Origin of the sequence: Jiangella alba, from assembly GCF_900106035.1 — a bacterium.
In the GTDB taxonomy this organism is placed as follows: domain Bacteria; phylum Actinomycetota; class Actinomycetes; order Jiangellales; family Jiangellaceae; genus Jiangella; species Jiangella alba.
This window is the reverse complement of record NZ_FNUC01000004.1, coordinates 1,914,197-1,929,263: the sequence shown is the minus strand read 5'-3', so window position 1 is coordinate 1,929,263 and position 15,067 is coordinate 1,914,197. Positions and strand designations below refer to the sequence as shown.

Genomic DNA, 15,067 nt, shown 5'->3' with positions numbered 1-15,067 from the left:
CGGTTCCGGCCGGTTCGGCGTGCGCCGGGGTCGGCGAGGCGCGGCTGAGGGCCGGCTGACGGTGCCGTCGAGGGGCGTCGGGTGGATGGCTTCGGCGGGGTGCCGGCGCCGGTGATGCCGGCGCGTCGTCGCGCGTCGTCGCGCGTCGACGCGCGACGGCGGGCGCCGACGGGCCGGCGGGTGACCCCGGCGCGTCAGGCGGAGTCGGAGCGGCGGGCGCGGCGGCCGCGGTAACGGCTGCCGCCCTCGGTGTCGTCGGTGTCGGCGGCCTCGGCGGCCGGCTCGTCGGCGACGGCGCTGCGGCCGCCGAACATGGTGTCGAGCAGCGGCTCGTCGTCGTCCAGCGGGGACGGCGCCGGGCGCGTCGGCGCGTCGCCGAACAGCTCGGACGCCGACGTGCGGCGAGGCGGCGGGGCCGGACGGCGATCGGACGGGCTCTCGGTGGCGCTCGGCCGTGGCGGCGTGGCCGGGCGAGCCGGCGGCGGCACCGGACGGTCGCCGGTCGTGGGGTGCTCACCGGTCGTGGGCCGGGACGGCGCCACCGGGCGCTCACCGGTCGCCGGGAGCTCACCGGTCGCCGGGCCGGGCTGCGACGCGGCGGCGGGTCGCTGGGGCGCGGCCGGGCGCTGCGGGGTCGACGGGCGTTGCGCAGGAGCCGGCCGCTGGCCCGTCGGCGGGAGCGGCTGCTCGCCGGTGCCCGGAGCCGGACGCTGGCCCGTGGGCGCGCCGGAGCGCTCGGTGCCCGGTACCGGGCGCTGGCCCGTGGACGTGACGGGGTGCTCGCCGGTGCCCGGAGCCGGACGCTGGCCCGTGGGCGCGCCGGAGCGCTCGGTGCCCGGTACCGGCCGCTGGCCCGTGGACGTGACGGGGTGCTCGCCGGTGCCCGGGCCGGACCGCTGGCCCGGAGCCGGGCGCTCTCCCGTCGCCGCGAAGGAACGCTCGGCGGTCCCCGGAGCCGGCCGCTGGACGGTCGGCGCACCGGGGCGCTCGGTGCCCGGCACCGGCCGCTGCCCGGTCGGCGTGACAGGGTGCTCGCCGGTGCCCGGGCCGGACCGCTGCCCCGGAGCCGGCCGCTCCCCCGTCGCCGCGAAGGGCGGACGCTCAGCGGTGCCCGGCCGGCCGTGGGCGGTGGTGTCCTGACGTCCGCCGCGCGGATCGGGATGGGCGCCGGGCCGGGTGGACGGCATGTCGACGCGGGTGGCGTCGGCACGAGTGGTGTCGGGACGGACCGGCGGAAGGTTGCCGCCGGTGTCGATGGGCCGAGTGACGGAGTCGGGCGCGCTCTGCGGCCGGCCCGCGAACGGCCCACCGGCCGTCGGCACGTCAGCGGCCCGCAGGTCAGCAGGCCGCGGGTCAGCAGACCGCGGGTCAGCGGCCCGGGCGTCGTCGCCGTCGCGGGCGATGACCTCGCCGCGCGTCAGCACCTCGCCGCCGGCGGCACCGTCGTCGTCAGCGGCGATACCGGCGGCCTCGGCCGCCGCCTCCTCACGCTCGAACTCGAGCGCGTCGCGCCGCTTGCGGGTGTACTCGAGGCCCAGCAGCCCGAGCCCCACGCCGGCGAGGCAGGTCCAGACCCACCAGCCGCGGCCCTCGTCCTGGAGGGTGTCCATGCGCAGCGCGAGCAGGACGAACGCGACCGCCCAGAGGACGGTGACGACCGCGACCGTGCGGACGCCGTCGAGGTCGAGCGGCTGAACCTCATCGGTCTCGGCCGCCTCGACCTCGGGCTCGGGCTCCCCCGGGGACCGCCGCCGACGCTTCGCCATATGTCCCAGGCTAGCCCGGCCGCATCCGTCGCGGCGAGCCGATCCACAGCCCGCCGTATTCGTCCCGCAACGATCTTCTGGCATCCTCACGCCCGTGAGCGACACCGAGACGACGAGCGAGCCCACTGCGTTGCACCGCTATTTCAAGATCGCGGAGCGTGGATCGACGATCGGCCGCGAGGTCCGCGGCGGCGTAGTCACGTTCTTCACGATGGCCTACATCATCGTGCTGAATCCGCTGATCATCGGCACCGTCGCCGACGTCGACGGCACCTTCCTCGGCGGCGGCGACGCGCCCGACCTCGCGGCCGTCGCGGCGACGACGGCGCTGGTGGCCGGCGTACTGACGATCGCCATGGGCGTGGTCGCGAACTTCCCGCTGGCGCTGGCCGCGGGCCTCGGCCTGAACGCGTTCGTCGCGTTCGGGCTGGCGTCGCAGATGACGTGGGCCGACGCCATGGGCCTGGTGGTGATGGAGGGCCTGGTGATCCTGGTCCTCGTGCTGACGGGGTTCCGGCAGGCCGTGTTCAGCGCCGTCCCGCGGCAGCTGAAGACCGCGATCAGCGTCGGCATCGGCCTGTTCATCGCGCTGGTCGGCTTCGTGAACGCCGGGTTCGTCCAGTCGACGGGCAACCCGTCGCCGCCGATCGGCATGGGCGAGGGCGGTTCGCTGACGACGTGGCCGGTGGCGGTGTTCTGCGCCGGGCTGATCGCCGTGATCGTGCTCTACTCGCTGAAGCTGCGCGGCGCGATCCTGTGGACGATCATCGGCACGACGGTGCTGGCGGTCGTCGTCGAGAGCATCGCCGACCTCGGCACGTCCGCCGAGAACCCCGGCGGCTGGAACCTCAACGCGCCACAGTGGCCCGACCAGATCGTCGACCTCCCCGACTTCTCGCTGCTGGGGAACTTCAGCCTGCTCGGCTCGTGGGAGTCCGTCGGCGTCGTGAGCGTGCTGCTGTTCGTGTTCACGCTGATGCTGGCCGACTTCTTCGACACGATGGGGACGATGGTCGCGGTCGGCGCCGAGGGCCGGCTGCTGGACGAGGACGGCAACCCGCCGAAGACGACGCAGATCCTGCTGGTCGACTCCGTGGCCGCGGCGGCCGGCGGTGCCGCGTCGGTGTCGAGCAACACGTCCTACATCGAGTCCGCGTCGGGCGTCGGCGAAGGAGCCCGCACCGGCCTGGCCAGCGTCGTGACGGGCATCTGTTTCCTGCTCGCGACGTTCCTGGCGCCGGTCGTGGCGATGGTGCCGAACGAGGCCGCCGCGCCGGCGCTGGTGCTCGTCGGGTTCCTGATGATGGGCCAGGTCCGCGAGATCGCCTGGGACGACCTCGAGATCGCGATCCCGGCGTTCCTGACGCTGGCGCTGATGCCGTTCACGTACTCGATCAGCACCGGCATCGGCGCCGGGTTCCTGTCGTACGTCATCATCAAGCTGGCCAAGGGCAAGGTGCGCGAGCTGCACCCGCTGCTGTGGATCATCGCGGCGCTGTTCGTGGTCTATTTCGCGATCACGCCGATCGAGGACCTGCTCGGCGTGAGCTGACCTGGGATCCGGCCGACATTGTCGGTGCCGTCCGGTAGAACCGAAGACATGACCGAGATCGTGCTGTTCCACTCCGTCCTCGGGCTCCGGCCCGGGGTGCTGCAGACCGCCGAGCAGTGGCGCGCGGCCGGTCACGTCGTCCATGTGCCCGACCTCTACGGCGGCGCGGTCTTCGACGGCTACGACGAGGCGTTCGAGTTCCTGGAGAAGTGCGGCGGGCAGGACGAGCTGCTGCGACGCACCGACGCGGCGGTCGACGGCGTCAGGCCCGACGTCGTCTACGCGGGCTATTCCAACGGCGTCATCTCCGTGGTGCACCTGGTCACGTCGCGGCCGGGGGCGCGCGGCGCGCTGGCGTTCCACGGTTCGGTGCCGGTCCGGGTGGTCGGCGCCGAGCTGTGGCCGTCCGCCGTTCCGGTCCAGGTGCACGAGGCCGAGCTCGACCCGTTCCGCGAAGACGACGCCAACCGTGAGTTCGCCGAGACCGCCGCCGCGTCCGGCGCCGAGTACCACTACTTCGGCTACCCGGGGGTGGCGGCGCACCTGTTCGCCGATCCGTCGCTGACCGGCGAGTTCGACGCCGAGGCGGCCGGCCTCATGCACGGCCGTGCGCTGGAGTTCATCGCGGCATGTGAGGATCGGGGGCGCTGACCCACCCCGATCCGGCGAGGAGCAACGCATGCGGCTGACTCACCCGGCGGCCGCACTGCTGCTGGTCGCCGCGACGGCGCTCGGCCCGGCGGCGGCCGCCGGCGCCACGGCCGATGCCGCGGAGGCGCCGGCGACGGTGACCCGAGCCGATGCGGCCCGGACCACGGTGCCCGGCCCGGCGGCAACCGTCGGCCCTGCCGCCGGTGTGCCGGCGACGCTCGGCCGGTCAGCGGCCGCGGACCCCGGGAGGAGCAGCGGGCTCACGGCGTTCGGTCCGCCCGGCCGGTCAGCGGCCGCTAGCGCCGCGGCCGATACAGCGACGACGCTTGCTGGGATGGCGCCGCGGGCCGAGGAGCCGGCGCCCAGCGACGTCCCGGGAGAGGTGGCGCTGGCGTGGGCGTCCGCACCCGTGTACGTCGACGAGACGCAGTCGGGCATCGTGCCGGAGGCCGAGGCCGAGCGGCTGGCCGACCGCGTCGACGGCCGCTCGCCGGCCGTGTATATCGCCGTCCTCCCGGCCACGGCGCTCTCCGACCAGCCCGGCGACGACGACGATGCGCGGGCCGCGGCGTTCATCGACGCCGTCGACGCGGCGGGCGGGCCCGACGGCATCTACCTCGTGGTGTTCGGCGGGGCGGGCACATACGGCGCCGCCATCTCGGTCGACGCGCCGGTGCGTGAGGCGGTCGAGACCGCGATCGGGCGGCACACCCGGTCGCAGCAGGTCGCGATCCTCGACGACGCGCTGACGGAGCTGGGGGTGTCCGGCGCGCCCGAAGACTCCGGCGGCGCCGGCTGGGTGCTGCCGCTGGTCATCGCGCTGGTCGTGCTGGCAGCCGCGGCCGGTGCGGCGTTCTGGTGGCACCGCCGCCGCGCCGGCGGCGACACCGAGGGCCCGGCGCTCTACCGGCCGTCCTTCGACGTGCTCGACGACGAGGCCGACTCCCTCGACGACCGGCAGGAGCTGGCCCGCGAGGACGTCACCCGATTCGGCGAAGAGCTCGACGCCGCCGACACCCACGTCGCCGACCCCGCCGTCGCCGCCGACGTGCAGGCCGCCATGGACGCCTACGCCGCGGCCGGCTCCGCCGTCGACGGCGCGCCTGACGACCACGTGCTGCGCGCCGTCCGGGCGACGGTCGAGTACGGTCGGTGGCGCCTGGCGTGCGCGCAGGCGCGGCTGGCCGGCCGTCCGCTGCCCGCACGACGGGCCGACTGCTTCTTCGACCAGCGCCATGGAGTGTCGGTGACCGACTGGATGTACGTCCCGCCCGGCGGCCGTTCGCGCGAGGTTCCGGTCTGTGCCGGCTGCCGCGACCGCCTGGCCGGGACCGCCCGATGAGGCCCGTCCTGCGTGGCACGGCCGCGCTCGCGCTGACCGCCGCCGGCCTGTGGGCGGCGACGCTGCCCGCGGCGGCCGACGAGGACGACGTCGACCGCTACCTCGACGAGGTCGCCGTCGAGCTGGCCGAGCCGGGCGTGTGGGTCGACCCCGACGCCGCCGGCGCCCTGGGCTCGGCCGAAGCGGCCGACCTCGACGAGGCGGCCGCGTCGGCCCCCACCGGCATGCGCATCGCCGTCGTCCCGGCGTGGCGGCTCGACCCCGAGGGCCAGGACCGTCTGGTGGGCCGCGAGCTGCTCTACGAGGGTGAGGAGCTGGCGTCGCAGCTGTACGACCGCGTCGGCGTCGACGGCGTCTACCTCGTCATGTCGGTGGCCGACAGCTCCTACGACGGCCGCGGCCTCTGGGGTGTGCAGCACAGCGAGGAGGGCCCGACGTACTACGTCGAGGACGCCATCGACCAGGCGGTCGAGTGCTGCGCCCCCGACTACGGCCCCATGATCGACCGCTTCATCGACCGCGCCTCCGACGTCGACCACCCGTTCTACGTCGACGTCGCGCCGTGGGCGGGCGGCGCGGCCGGCATCGCCGGCGTCTGGTGGGGCGGCACGACGCTCAGCGCGCGGCGCCGCCGCCAGGCCGAGGAGCAGCGCCACCTCGACGTCGTCCGGCCGCTGCTGACCGAAGAGGTCATCGAGCTGTCCGACCGCGTGTCCGACCTGCCGACGACGTCCGACATCGAGCAGGCGAAGCTGACGAAGGAGATCCTCGACACCGTCGAGAAGGCCCGGCACCGGCTCGACCAGGCCGCCACCGACGACGACGTCCAGGCGGTGACGTCGTTGCTGGGCGGCGCGCGCTACCGCATCGCCTGCCTCACGGCGCTGCAGCAGGGCCGGCCGGTGCCGGAACCGACGCCGCCGTGCTTCTTCGACCCGCGGCACGGCCCCAGCACGCAGGAGCGGCAGTGGACCCCCGAGCACGGCGTCAGCCGCGACGTGCCGCTCTGCGACCAGTGCACCGTCCGGTTCGACGCCGGCGAGGCGCCGCAGACCCGGCAAGCGGGGCGCGGCAGCTACTGGGAGGGCGGCGAAGACCTCGTCGCCTACATCGAGGGCTACTGGAACGGCACCGCCGGCACCTGGCGCTTCCCGCACAACGACCACTCGGTGGCGCGCAGCCGGCTGCGCAGCCGCTGGGAGTCGCGGCGGCCCCGTGCCCGCCTGGCGAGCTATGGCCGGTCGCTGGGCAAGGCCGCCAGCAGCGCCATGAGCTCGTCCGGCGACGGCTCCGGCGGTTCGGGCGGCTGGGGTGGCGGGTCCGGCGGACGCAGCCGGCGACGCAGCTTCGGCGGCGGCTCGAGCCGGCGCTCGTCCCGGCGTTCCGGCGGCGGCCGCCGCTTCTGACCAGCCACCCCCAGGAGACGGCGGACTCGGGCACCCGGGCGAGCCGCGGCACCACCTGAGCGGGGTTCGGGGGGACGCCGTCAGGGGTGGGCTGCGGGCGTCCGAGCGAGGAACGAGCGAGGCGGGCGGAGACGGCGTCCCCCCGAACCCCGCGGGCCCGGCTCAGGAGAACGCGTCGTCTGCCAGCAAGCCAGGCAGCGCACCCGGATCCGCCAACACCTCCGCCAGCACCCACCGCTTCCCCCACTGCCCGGTCGTCCAGGCCAGCCCGCGGGCCAGGCCGTCGAGCGTCGCGGCGTGGACGTCGGCGCCGAGTGGCCACCAGTCGACGGAGGTGTCGCCGACCCGCAGGTCGTCGTGCTCCACGTAGTCCGACGGCGCGTCGCCCAGTACGGCGCGGGCGACGTCCGGGACCGGCTGACGGCGGCCGCCGCCGCTGACCGGCGCGGGGTGCGCCTCGGCGGCGAGGTCGACGTCGAGGAGATCGGCCAGGGCGGCCGGTCCGGGCAGCAGGCCGGGCAGGCCGAGCTGCAGCCAGTGCGGGCCGTCGCCGACGACGACCGAGGCGGCGGGAACGACGCGGGTGCCGACGCCGTCGGGGACGCGGACCCGGTCCGGCGGCTCCACGCCGGCCGGGTCGTGCGCCACCAGCGCCGCGTACACCCGCGCCAGCGTCGCCGCCGGCAGCTCGAGGTCGTCCTCGGCCAGCCGGTCGAGGACGGCGCCGGGGTCGAGGTCGGCGGGCGAGCGCGCCAGCCCGACGGCGGCCGCGAACACGTCGTCCACCGGCACGTCGGCCACCGGCAGCAGCGCCCGCACCACGGCGTCGGCGCCGGGCACCGCGAGGCCGCCCAGCGGCCGGCCGCCGATGCGGGCGTGCCGCCGCAACCACCACGCGCTGTACGACGGCGCCTCCCGCTGCGCGCCGTCGTACAGCGTCAGCCGCACCGGCGACACGACGGCGGAACGGGCGGCGTCGTCGGCGGCCAGCCATTCCAGCACCCGCGGCCAGGCGTCGTCGCGGACGAGGTCGAGGTCGGCGACGGCGGCGAACTCGCCGGTCAGCGGCGGTACCGGCTGGGCCGGCAGGCCGGCGAGGACGTCGTCGACCCAGCCGTCCTCGTCGTCGAGGTCATGCCAGGTGTCCGGCTCCAGCGTGACGTCGGCGTCGCGGACGACGGCGAACCCGTCGCGCACACCGGCGGCCCGCAGCACCGCCGGGCCGAACCGGTGCACCAGGTCCGGCGCGACGGTGAACTCGGCCGGGTCCGCGTCCAGCACGGCCAACAGCGGCGACCCGGGCAGCAGCAGCTCGCGCGCCGGCACCGCGGCGCCGGTCGCGTCGGCCAGCGGCAGGCCGGCCAGCCACGGCTCGTCGGCGACGTCCAGGCCGGACTCCGCGAGCAGGCCGAGCACCGCCGCGGCGACGGGCGCGGGATCGTCGTCGCTCTCGGCGAGGTCGGCGACGGCGCCCTGGACCAGCGGGTCGCGCAGCACCGCGGCGGCCGTGGCGTCGACGGCGCCGAGCCGGTAGAGCAACGGGTGGACGGCGTCGGGCGCGACCACGCGCAGGTCGAACGGCGCCAGCAGCTCCGGGCGCACCTCGCCGGGCACCAGCAGCCCGCGCGGCCCGCGGACCAGCCGGCCGTCGGCCAGCGGCACCGGCAGCGCGCCCAGCGACTCGTGGTCCGACCCGTCCAGCGCGTCGTACACCGCCCGCCACCCGGCCGGCGCCAGCCGCTCCCCGGCCAGCTCGTCGACGACGTCGGCCAGCGGCGTCACCGTGGCGCCGAGCCCGGCCAGCGGCTCCGGCCGCCACCAGTCGCGCGCGGGCAGCCCGCGGACGACCCCGCCCAGCGCCGCCGGGTCGCCGGTGCGGCTCAGCCCGTCGACCAGCGTGACCTCGACCGGACGCAGCAGCTCGCCGTCGGCGCCGGGCACGAACGGCGTCGCCGCCAGCGCCGCCCGGACCGCCCGGTGCAGCACGGCGTCGACGGCCTCCAGCCCGAGTGGCCCCGGCACCAGCGCCAGCACGGCCGCGCCCGGCGCCGCGGGCCCGAACGACGCGACCAGCCGCGCGTACACCTCGCCGGTCTGCTCCGCGAGGTGGTCCAGCAGCAGGCCCGGGACCACGCGGCGGCGCGACGAGTCCAGCGGCAGCCCGGCGATCACCAGCGCCGGCAGGTCGGTGCGGTCGTCGGTCGGCGTCGGCGCGTGCACCACACCCGGCAGCGACGGCGGCAACGCGGCCGGCGCGCGTACCCCGGCGTCGTCGCGCACCGGCACCGCGACCGTCACCGTCCATCCCGGCCGGGTCCGCTCCTCGAACGGCCGGTCCGCCACCAGTTCGTCGGGCGCGACGCCGGTGCGCGTGGCCAGCCGCCAGGTGCGCTCGCCGATGCGCCGCTCGGCCAGCCCGTCGGCCAGCGTGGACGGTTCGCCCGCGGACAACTCGCGCACGTCGCCGTCGATGTCGACGACGAGCGAGCCCAGCCACGGCAGCGCCAGCAGCAGCGCGTCGTCGATCTCGCCGAGCTGCCGGCGCACCAGCCGGACCGCGTCGTCGTCGCGCAGCGGCAGCTCGACCGCGGTGTCGTAGCCGTCCGGCACGACGCCGGACGCCGGGAACGGCAGCCGCAGCACCGGTACCGCCTCACCGCGCCGGGCCAGCTCGGCCGCCAGCCCCGGCACCGACCCGGCCTCCGCCAGCGCCGAGGCGCGCGACCACCGCACGCCGCCGCCGGACGCCGTCAGCACCCGCGGCTCGTCGGTGACCGCCAGCACGGCGGCGAACCCGACCCCGAACCGCCCGACGGCGCCACCGTCGCGCTTGGTGGACGCTCGCAGCGTCGACAACCCCTCGACACCGGCGGCATCCAGCGCCGCGCCGGTGTTGGCGGCGACCAGCGTCGGCCCGGTCAGCCGCAGCAGCAGCCGCACCGGCCGCCCGGCCCGCGCGCCCGCGTCGGCGGCGTTCTGCGCCAGCTCGACGACCACGCGGTCGCGGTAGGCGCCGCGGGCGAGCTCGTCCTCGGCGTTGGCGTCCTCGCGGAACCGGGCGGGCGACGCGGACCACGCGGAGAGCACCCGCGCGCGCAGCGCCGCGGTGTCGAAGACGTCCACGCGCGGAACGTTACGGCGCGTCGAGTTCCAGCGGGACCAGCTCGTAGCTCAGGGTGTCGACGACGGGCTCGGCGGCGTCCTCGGACGGCGCGGGCAGCCGGACGTCGGAGTGACCGCCGCAGCCGTGGGCGTGCGAGACGACCTTGCCGTCGAACGGGGTGCGCTCGTTCGTGCACACGCCGTACGCGTGGCCGAGCGTGCCGGCCAGCAGCACCGAGAAGCCGCAGCTGCCGCAGCGTCCGGGCGCCGCCTTCGCGATGTCGGTGTGCGGGCCGGTGTCGCCCTCGAACCAGCGCTGCGCGGAGTCGTCGCGGCCCTCACGCGAGAGCACCCACTCGTGGCCGAGACCCAGCTCCTGCACCACGTCGAGGACGTCCTGCTCCTCGGCGAGGGCGTAGCCGGGCTCGAGGCGGTAGTCGTCGTCGGCGACCGGCAGGAGGTCGCCGGGGCCGAGGTCCTCGGGCTTGACCCGCTCGTCCCACGGCACCCACGCCGGGGCCAGGACGGCGTCGGCGCCGGGCAGCAGCACGCACTCGCTGACCGTGATCAGCTTGGACCGCGACGCCCGGGTGACGGTGACGGCCCACCGCCAGCCGACGTAGCCGGCCAGCTCGCAGGCGAAGTAGTGGGTGACGACCCGTTCGCCCTCGGCGTCGTGGCCGAGATGGGCGCCGACGGCGTCTTCGCTGCCGACGTCGACGGCGGCGGCCCGGGCGTCCTCGACGGCCTTGACGAGGACGGAGTCGGCCTTGACGGTGCGCGTGCGCGACGATGCGGGGGTCACAACGAATCATTGTCGCAAACTCGCGCCATGATCGACACATCGCGCCCGATCCGGGGACATCTTCCGGTCCTGTCGGCCCGATGCGGTTGGATGGGTGTGTGGCTGAGACCGATCCGCAGGCCGGCCCGCCCGGTGAGGGCGGGGGCCGCGGCGCGCGCGGCGACGACGGCTCGTACGAGTCGCCGTTCGCCCGCGGCGGGCAGCCCCGATCCGGGCCCTCCGGCAACGGGTCGTCCGGGTCGCCCGGCGACGACCACGCCGCCGGGAACGGCCGTCCGGGGCCCGGCCACGACGACCACACGCGGGCGCTGCCGCCGCCTCCGCCTGAGCCGCCCAGGGCGAGCGAGCGCATGCGCCGCGCCGCCGGTGCCACCGGCCGGGCGGCGAAGACCGCCGCGTCCGGCACCTCCCGCGCCGCCCGGTTCAGCGCCAACCGCCTGCACCGCGCCGCCGAGGCGAAGGGCGCCGGGCAGACCGGCCTGTCCCGGCTGATCGAGCTCAACGCCGCCAGCGCCTTCGCCGACGCGCTGGTCACGGTCGCGCTGGCCGGCACGCTGTTCTTCTCCGCCTCCACCACCGAGGCGCGCGGCAACGTCGCGCTGTACCTGCTGCTCACCATGGCGCCGTTCGCGGTGGTCGCACCGGTGCTCGGCCCGTTCCTCGACCGCTTCAGCCACGGCCGCCGCTGGGCCATCGGGTTCACCGCGGCCAGCCGCGGCTTCCTCGCCTGGGTGGCGGCCGACGCCGTCATCGGCGGTGGCGTGTGGCTCTATCCGGCGGCGCTGGGCGTGCTGGTCGGGCAGAAGGCGTACGCCGTCGCGCGGGCGGCCGCGGTGCCACGGCTGCTGCCCGACGGCTGGACGCTGGTGGCGGCGAACTCACGGCTGCAACTGGCGGCCACGTTCGGCACGCTGCTCGGCGCACCCGTGGGCCTGGGCCTGGCGCAGATCGGCGACGACTGGCCACTGCGGGCGGCGTTCTTCGCCTACGTCGGCACCACGGTGCTGGCCATCCTGCTGCCGAAGAAGGTCGACCTCTCGATCGGCGAGGAGCCGGCGTCGCTCACCGAGGGCGACGGCCACGAGTCCGCCGCCGGCGGCAAGCCGCGCAAGTTCCGGGTCGGGCCCTCGGTCGTGCGCGCCCTGCGGGCCAACGCGACGCTGCGCTGGCTGTCCGGCTTCATGACCATGTTCATGGCGTTCGTGCTGCGCGAGGCGCCGGTCGCCGGGCTCGACGACCTCGTCCTGCTCGGCATCGTCGCGGCCGCCGCCTGGGTGGGCAGCACCCTGGGCTCGTCCGTCGGGGCGCTCGTGCAGGCGCGAAGTCCCGACCGCACCGTCATGGCGCTGGTCGCGTTCGGCGCGGCCAGCACGCTGGTCACGGCGCTGTTCTGGAACCTGCTGACGGTCATCCTGGTCGGGCTCGCGGCCGGGTTCGCCCAGCAGCTGGGCCGGCTGTCGCTGGACGCCATCGTGCAGCGCGACGTGCCGGAGAAGAACCGGTCCAACGCGTTCGCGCGGTCCGAGACGCTGCTGCAGCTGGGCTGGGTCGTCGGCGGCGGCGTAGGCATCGTGCTGCCGCTGATCCCGTGGCTGGGCATGACGGTCGCGACCCTCGTGCTGGCCGGCGGGCTGGTGTTCGCGCTGCGGGTCCGCCCGCCCGCGCCCACACCGTCACCGCCGGCCCCGCCGCCGGAGCGGCCCGAGAGCGGAACCTAGAGCTCGAGGTCGTCGGCCACGGCCCGCAGCACGGTGGCGACCTGACGCGCCGTGCGCTGGTCGGGGTGCCGGCCGCGGCGGTAGGTGTTCGACAGGCCGTCGAGCAGCTTGATGAGGTCCTCGACGATGGTGACCATGTCGTCGGGCTTCTTGCGGGTGGCCGCCGACACCGACGGCAGCGGGTCGAGGACGCGCACCGACAGCGCCTGCTCGCCCCGGCGGCCCTCGGCCACACCGAACTCCACCCGCTGGCCCGGCTTCAGTGCGGACACGCCCGCGGGCAGCGCGGAGGAGTGCACGAAGACGTCGCCGCCGTCGTCCTTGGAGAGGAAGCCGAAGCCCTTCTCGGTGTCGAAAAACTTGACCTTGCCCGTTGGCACGGCGGACCTCTTCGTGTCGGGGGACCAGACCTCTCAAGCCTAAGGCCGACGGAGCCCCTGAGGCCTCTCCAGGGGGTGATCAATCCGATCGCGTACCGTCGTCGCCCATGGATGGTTTCCCGCGGTGACGGTGCACACGGGGCTGCCCGTCGTGCGCGCGGTCCGCTACGTCGAGCCGCTGCGCGAGGGCGGGTCGCTGCCCGGCCTGGTCGAGGGCGACGACCTCGGCACCTACGTCGTCAAGTTCCGCGGCGCCGGGCAGGGCCCGAAGACGCTGGTCGCGGAGATCGTGGTGGGCGAGCTGGCACGGCGGCTGGACATCCGGGTGCCCGACCTCGTGCTCGTCGACCTCGACGACGCCATCGCGCGGCGCGAACCCGACCCGGAGATCCAGGCGCTGCTGCTGGCCAGCGTCGGCGTGAACCTCGGCATGGACTTCCTGCCCCGCTCGCTCGGCTACGACGGCCACGGCAAGCAGGCGAGCCCCGACGACGCGGCGAAGGTGCTGTGGCTCGACGCGCTCACCGTCAACGTCGACCGGAGCTGGCGCAACCCGAACCTGCTGACGTGGCACGGGCAGCTGTGGGCGATCGACCACGGCGCGGCGCTGCTGTTCCAGCACACCTGGCCCGGGGCGCCGGCGTTCGCCGTCCGTCCCTACCCGATCGACGACCATGTGCTGGCGTTCGCCGCCGACCGGCTGCCGGCCGTCGACGCCGAGTTGGCGCCGCGCGTGACGCCGTCGCTGCTGGCCGAGATCCTGGCGCTGGTCCCGGACGACTGGCTGCCCGAGGTCCCCGGGCTGGACGGCGCCGGGCCCGACGCCGTCCGCGCCGTCTACGCCGAGCACCTCGCGGCCCGCGCCGCGGCGTCGTCCGACTGGCTGCCGGCGGCCGGCGCATGATCGCGTTCGAGTACGCCGTCCTGCGCGTGGTCCCCCGCGTCGAGCGGGCCGAGTTCGTCAACGCCGGCGTCATCGTCTACAGCCAGAAGGCCGCCTACCTGGCCGCCGCCACCCACGTCGACGCGGACCGGCTGCGGGCGCTGGACCCGGACGCCGACGTCGCGGCCATCGTGGCGGCGGTCGAGGCGTACGCGGCCACCTGCAACGACCCGGCGGCGGCCGGCCCGGTCGGCGCCACGGCGATCGGCGAGCGGTTCCGCTGGCTGACGGCGCCACGCAGCACGATCGTCCAGCCGGGCCCGGTGCACGCCGGGCTCACCGACGACCCCGCGGCGGAACTGGACCGGCTGCTGCGCCGGCTCGTGCTCTGAGGCCGAGGCGCGCTACGCCGGCTGCAGCTGGGAGCGGAGCGCGGCGACGTCGGACTTGTCGGCGCCGAACCCGAGGCTCGCGATCTTCTTGCCGGTCGGCACGTGCCGCAACGCCTTGCCGTCGATCGTCAGGTCGGCCGGCGACGACACCGCGAAGCGCCGCAGCGTCATGCCGAGCGGGTTGCACAGCCGCACCTCGCCGGCGTCGATCCGCAGCATCGGGTTGACCAGCTGGAGGATGCCCAGCAGGGTCAGGACGACCCCGGTGAACATGCCGATCGACCGCCCGTCGAGCAGCGAGAGGGCCAGCAGCAGGACGCCCACGACCAGCGCGGCGACGGGCATCGGTCGGGCATAGCGGACGATCATCGGGGTCATGCGCCCGCAGTGTACGTGCCGCCGGCGGACGGCGAGCGCGTCACGCCCGGGCGACGTAGTCGTCGAGCCAGTACGGGAAGTCGAGCAGGTCGGCGAAGACGACGTCGGCGCCGGCCTCGCGCAGCGCGAGCGCGTCGTGCCCGCCTGTGGTCACGCCGATGGCGTAGGCGCCGGCGGTGCGGGCGCCGACCATGTCGCCGGGGTGGTCGCCCACGTAGACGTCGGCGCCGCGTTCGCGCAGCGCGACGCCCTTGGACTCGGCATACCGCTCACCGACGACGTCGTCGACAGCCAGGCCGACGTGTGCGAGGACGGCGCGGACCGCGGACTCGATCTTGGCGCTGACGACCAGCACGGTGCCGTGGTGGGCGTGGATGGCGTCGACCGCCTCGATGGCGCCGGGCAGCGGCTTGGTGCCCGGAATGCCCAGCGTCGGGTAGAGCTCGCGATAGATGACGCGCGCTTCGTCGACGCGGTCGTCCGGGACGAAGGCGCGCAGCGTGGTGTCGAGCGGCAGGCCGATCATCGGCAGCAGGTCGTGCGGCTCGATGACGACGCCGACCCGGCGGAACGCCTCGGTCATCGAGACGGTGATGCCCTCCGCGGAATCGACGAGGGTGAGATCGAGGTCGAAACCGATGGTGAGGGGCACGGTGATCACCATACGCGGTCGTCGACCGTCGAGATGTGAC

The 15,067-nt window shown here is 75.6% G+C and carries 13 protein-coding genes; 7 read left to right on the top strand and 6 right to left on the bottom strand.

Annotated elements, in window-relative coordinates; all coding sequences use genetic code 11:
• Positions 1–194: 194 nt before the first annotated feature.
• Entirely contained in the window at positions 195–1,766 is a 1,572-nt protein-coding gene (locus BLV02_RS26835) for a DUF2530 domain-containing protein (RefSeq protein WP_074946695.1), read from the bottom strand.
• A gap of 94 nt (positions 1,767–1,860) precedes the next feature.
• Here BLV02_RS26835 and BLV02_RS26830 point away from each other — a divergent pair, with 94 nt between their 5' ends.
• From BLV02_RS26830 to BLV02_RS26810, 4 genes are read left to right on the top strand one after another with little or no spacing between them, the layout of a single operon-like run.
• A complete protein-coding gene (locus BLV02_RS26830) occupies positions 1,861–3,318 on the top strand; it encodes an NCS2 family permease (RefSeq protein ID WP_069108803.1) in 1,458 nt (485 codons plus the stop codon).
• Between the two features lie 48 nt (positions 3,319–3,366).
• On the top strand, positions 3,367–3,969 hold the full coding sequence (locus BLV02_RS26825) for a dienelactone hydrolase family protein (RefSeq protein WP_069108804.1): 603 nt from the start codon (positions 3,367–3,369) through the stop codon (positions 3,967–3,969).
• Positions 3,970–3,997: 28 nt separating this feature from the next.
• The gene (locus tag BLV02_RS26815; protein ID WP_141711327.1) at positions 3,998–5,311 is read left to right on the top strand and encodes a hypothetical protein; all 1,314 of its coding nucleotides are present in this window, start codon (positions 3,998–4,000) and stop codon (positions 5,309–5,311) included.
• On the top strand, positions 5,308–6,717 hold the full coding sequence (locus BLV02_RS26810; RefSeq protein ID WP_069108807.1) for a hypothetical protein: 1,410 nt from the start codon (positions 5,308–5,310) through the stop codon (positions 6,715–6,717). The genes BLV02_RS26815 and BLV02_RS26810 overlap by 4 nt, the downstream gene beginning before the upstream one ends.
• A gap of 162 nt (positions 6,718–6,879) precedes the next feature.
• Here BLV02_RS26810 and BLV02_RS26805 read toward each other — a convergent pair whose 3' ends face one another.
• Together BLV02_RS26805 and BLV02_RS26800 are read right to left on the bottom strand one after the other, a co-directional pair.
• A complete protein-coding gene (locus tag BLV02_RS26805) occupies positions 6,880–9,840 on the bottom strand; it encodes a sacsin N-terminal ATP-binding-like domain-containing protein (protein WP_069108808.1) in 2,961 nt (986 codons plus the stop codon).
• A 10-nt stretch (positions 9,841–9,850) separates the two neighbouring features.
• Positions 9,851–10,624 (bottom strand): DUF3027 domain-containing protein, encoded by a 774-nt coding sequence (locus BLV02_RS26800; protein WP_069108809.1) that lies wholly within the window; start codon positions 10,622–10,624, stop codon positions 9,851–9,853.
• A gap of 98 nt (positions 10,625–10,722) precedes the next feature.
• Between BLV02_RS26800 and BLV02_RS26795 the strand changes: the two genes are divergently transcribed.
• Complete coding sequence (locus tag BLV02_RS26795; protein ID WP_069108810.1) at positions 10,723–12,342, top strand: MFS transporter; 1,620 nt, start codon at positions 10,723–10,725, stop codon at positions 12,340–12,342.
• Here BLV02_RS26795 and BLV02_RS38375 read toward each other — a convergent pair.
• Positions 12,339–12,722 carry a cold-shock protein gene (locus BLV02_RS38375; protein ID WP_069108811.1) on the bottom strand — a complete coding sequence of 128 codons (384 nt, stop codon included), beginning with the start codon at positions 12,720–12,722 and terminating at the stop codon, positions 12,339–12,341. The genes BLV02_RS26795 and BLV02_RS38375 overlap by 4 nt on opposite strands.
• Positions 12,723–12,846: 124 nt before the next feature.
• On the opposite strand from BLV02_RS38375, the gene BLV02_RS26785 reads away from it, so the two are divergent.
• On the top strand, positions 12,847–13,626 hold the full coding sequence (locus BLV02_RS26785) for a HipA family kinase (RefSeq protein ID WP_216093918.1): 780 nt from the start codon (positions 12,847–12,849) through the stop codon (positions 13,624–13,626).
• Complete coding sequence (locus tag BLV02_RS26780) at positions 13,623–13,997, top strand: DUF3037 domain-containing protein (protein WP_069108812.1); 375 nt, start codon at positions 13,623–13,625, stop codon at positions 13,995–13,997. The genes BLV02_RS26785 and BLV02_RS26780 overlap by 4 nt, the downstream gene beginning before the upstream one ends.
• A 12-nt stretch (positions 13,998–14,009) precedes the next feature.
• Here the strand turns inward: BLV02_RS26780 and BLV02_RS26775 are convergent, their stop codons facing one another.
• Together BLV02_RS26775 and BLV02_RS26770 are read right to left on the bottom strand one after the other, a co-directional pair.
• Complete coding sequence (locus BLV02_RS26775; protein ID WP_074946693.1) at positions 14,010–14,375, bottom strand: hypothetical protein; 366 nt, start codon at positions 14,373–14,375, stop codon at positions 14,010–14,012.
• A 40-nt stretch (positions 14,376–14,415) separates the two neighbouring features.
• A complete protein-coding gene (locus BLV02_RS26770) occupies positions 14,416–15,027 on the bottom strand; it encodes an HAD family hydrolase (RefSeq protein ID WP_171906612.1) in 612 nt (203 codons plus the stop codon).
• Positions 15,028–15,067 lie beyond the last annotated feature (40 nt).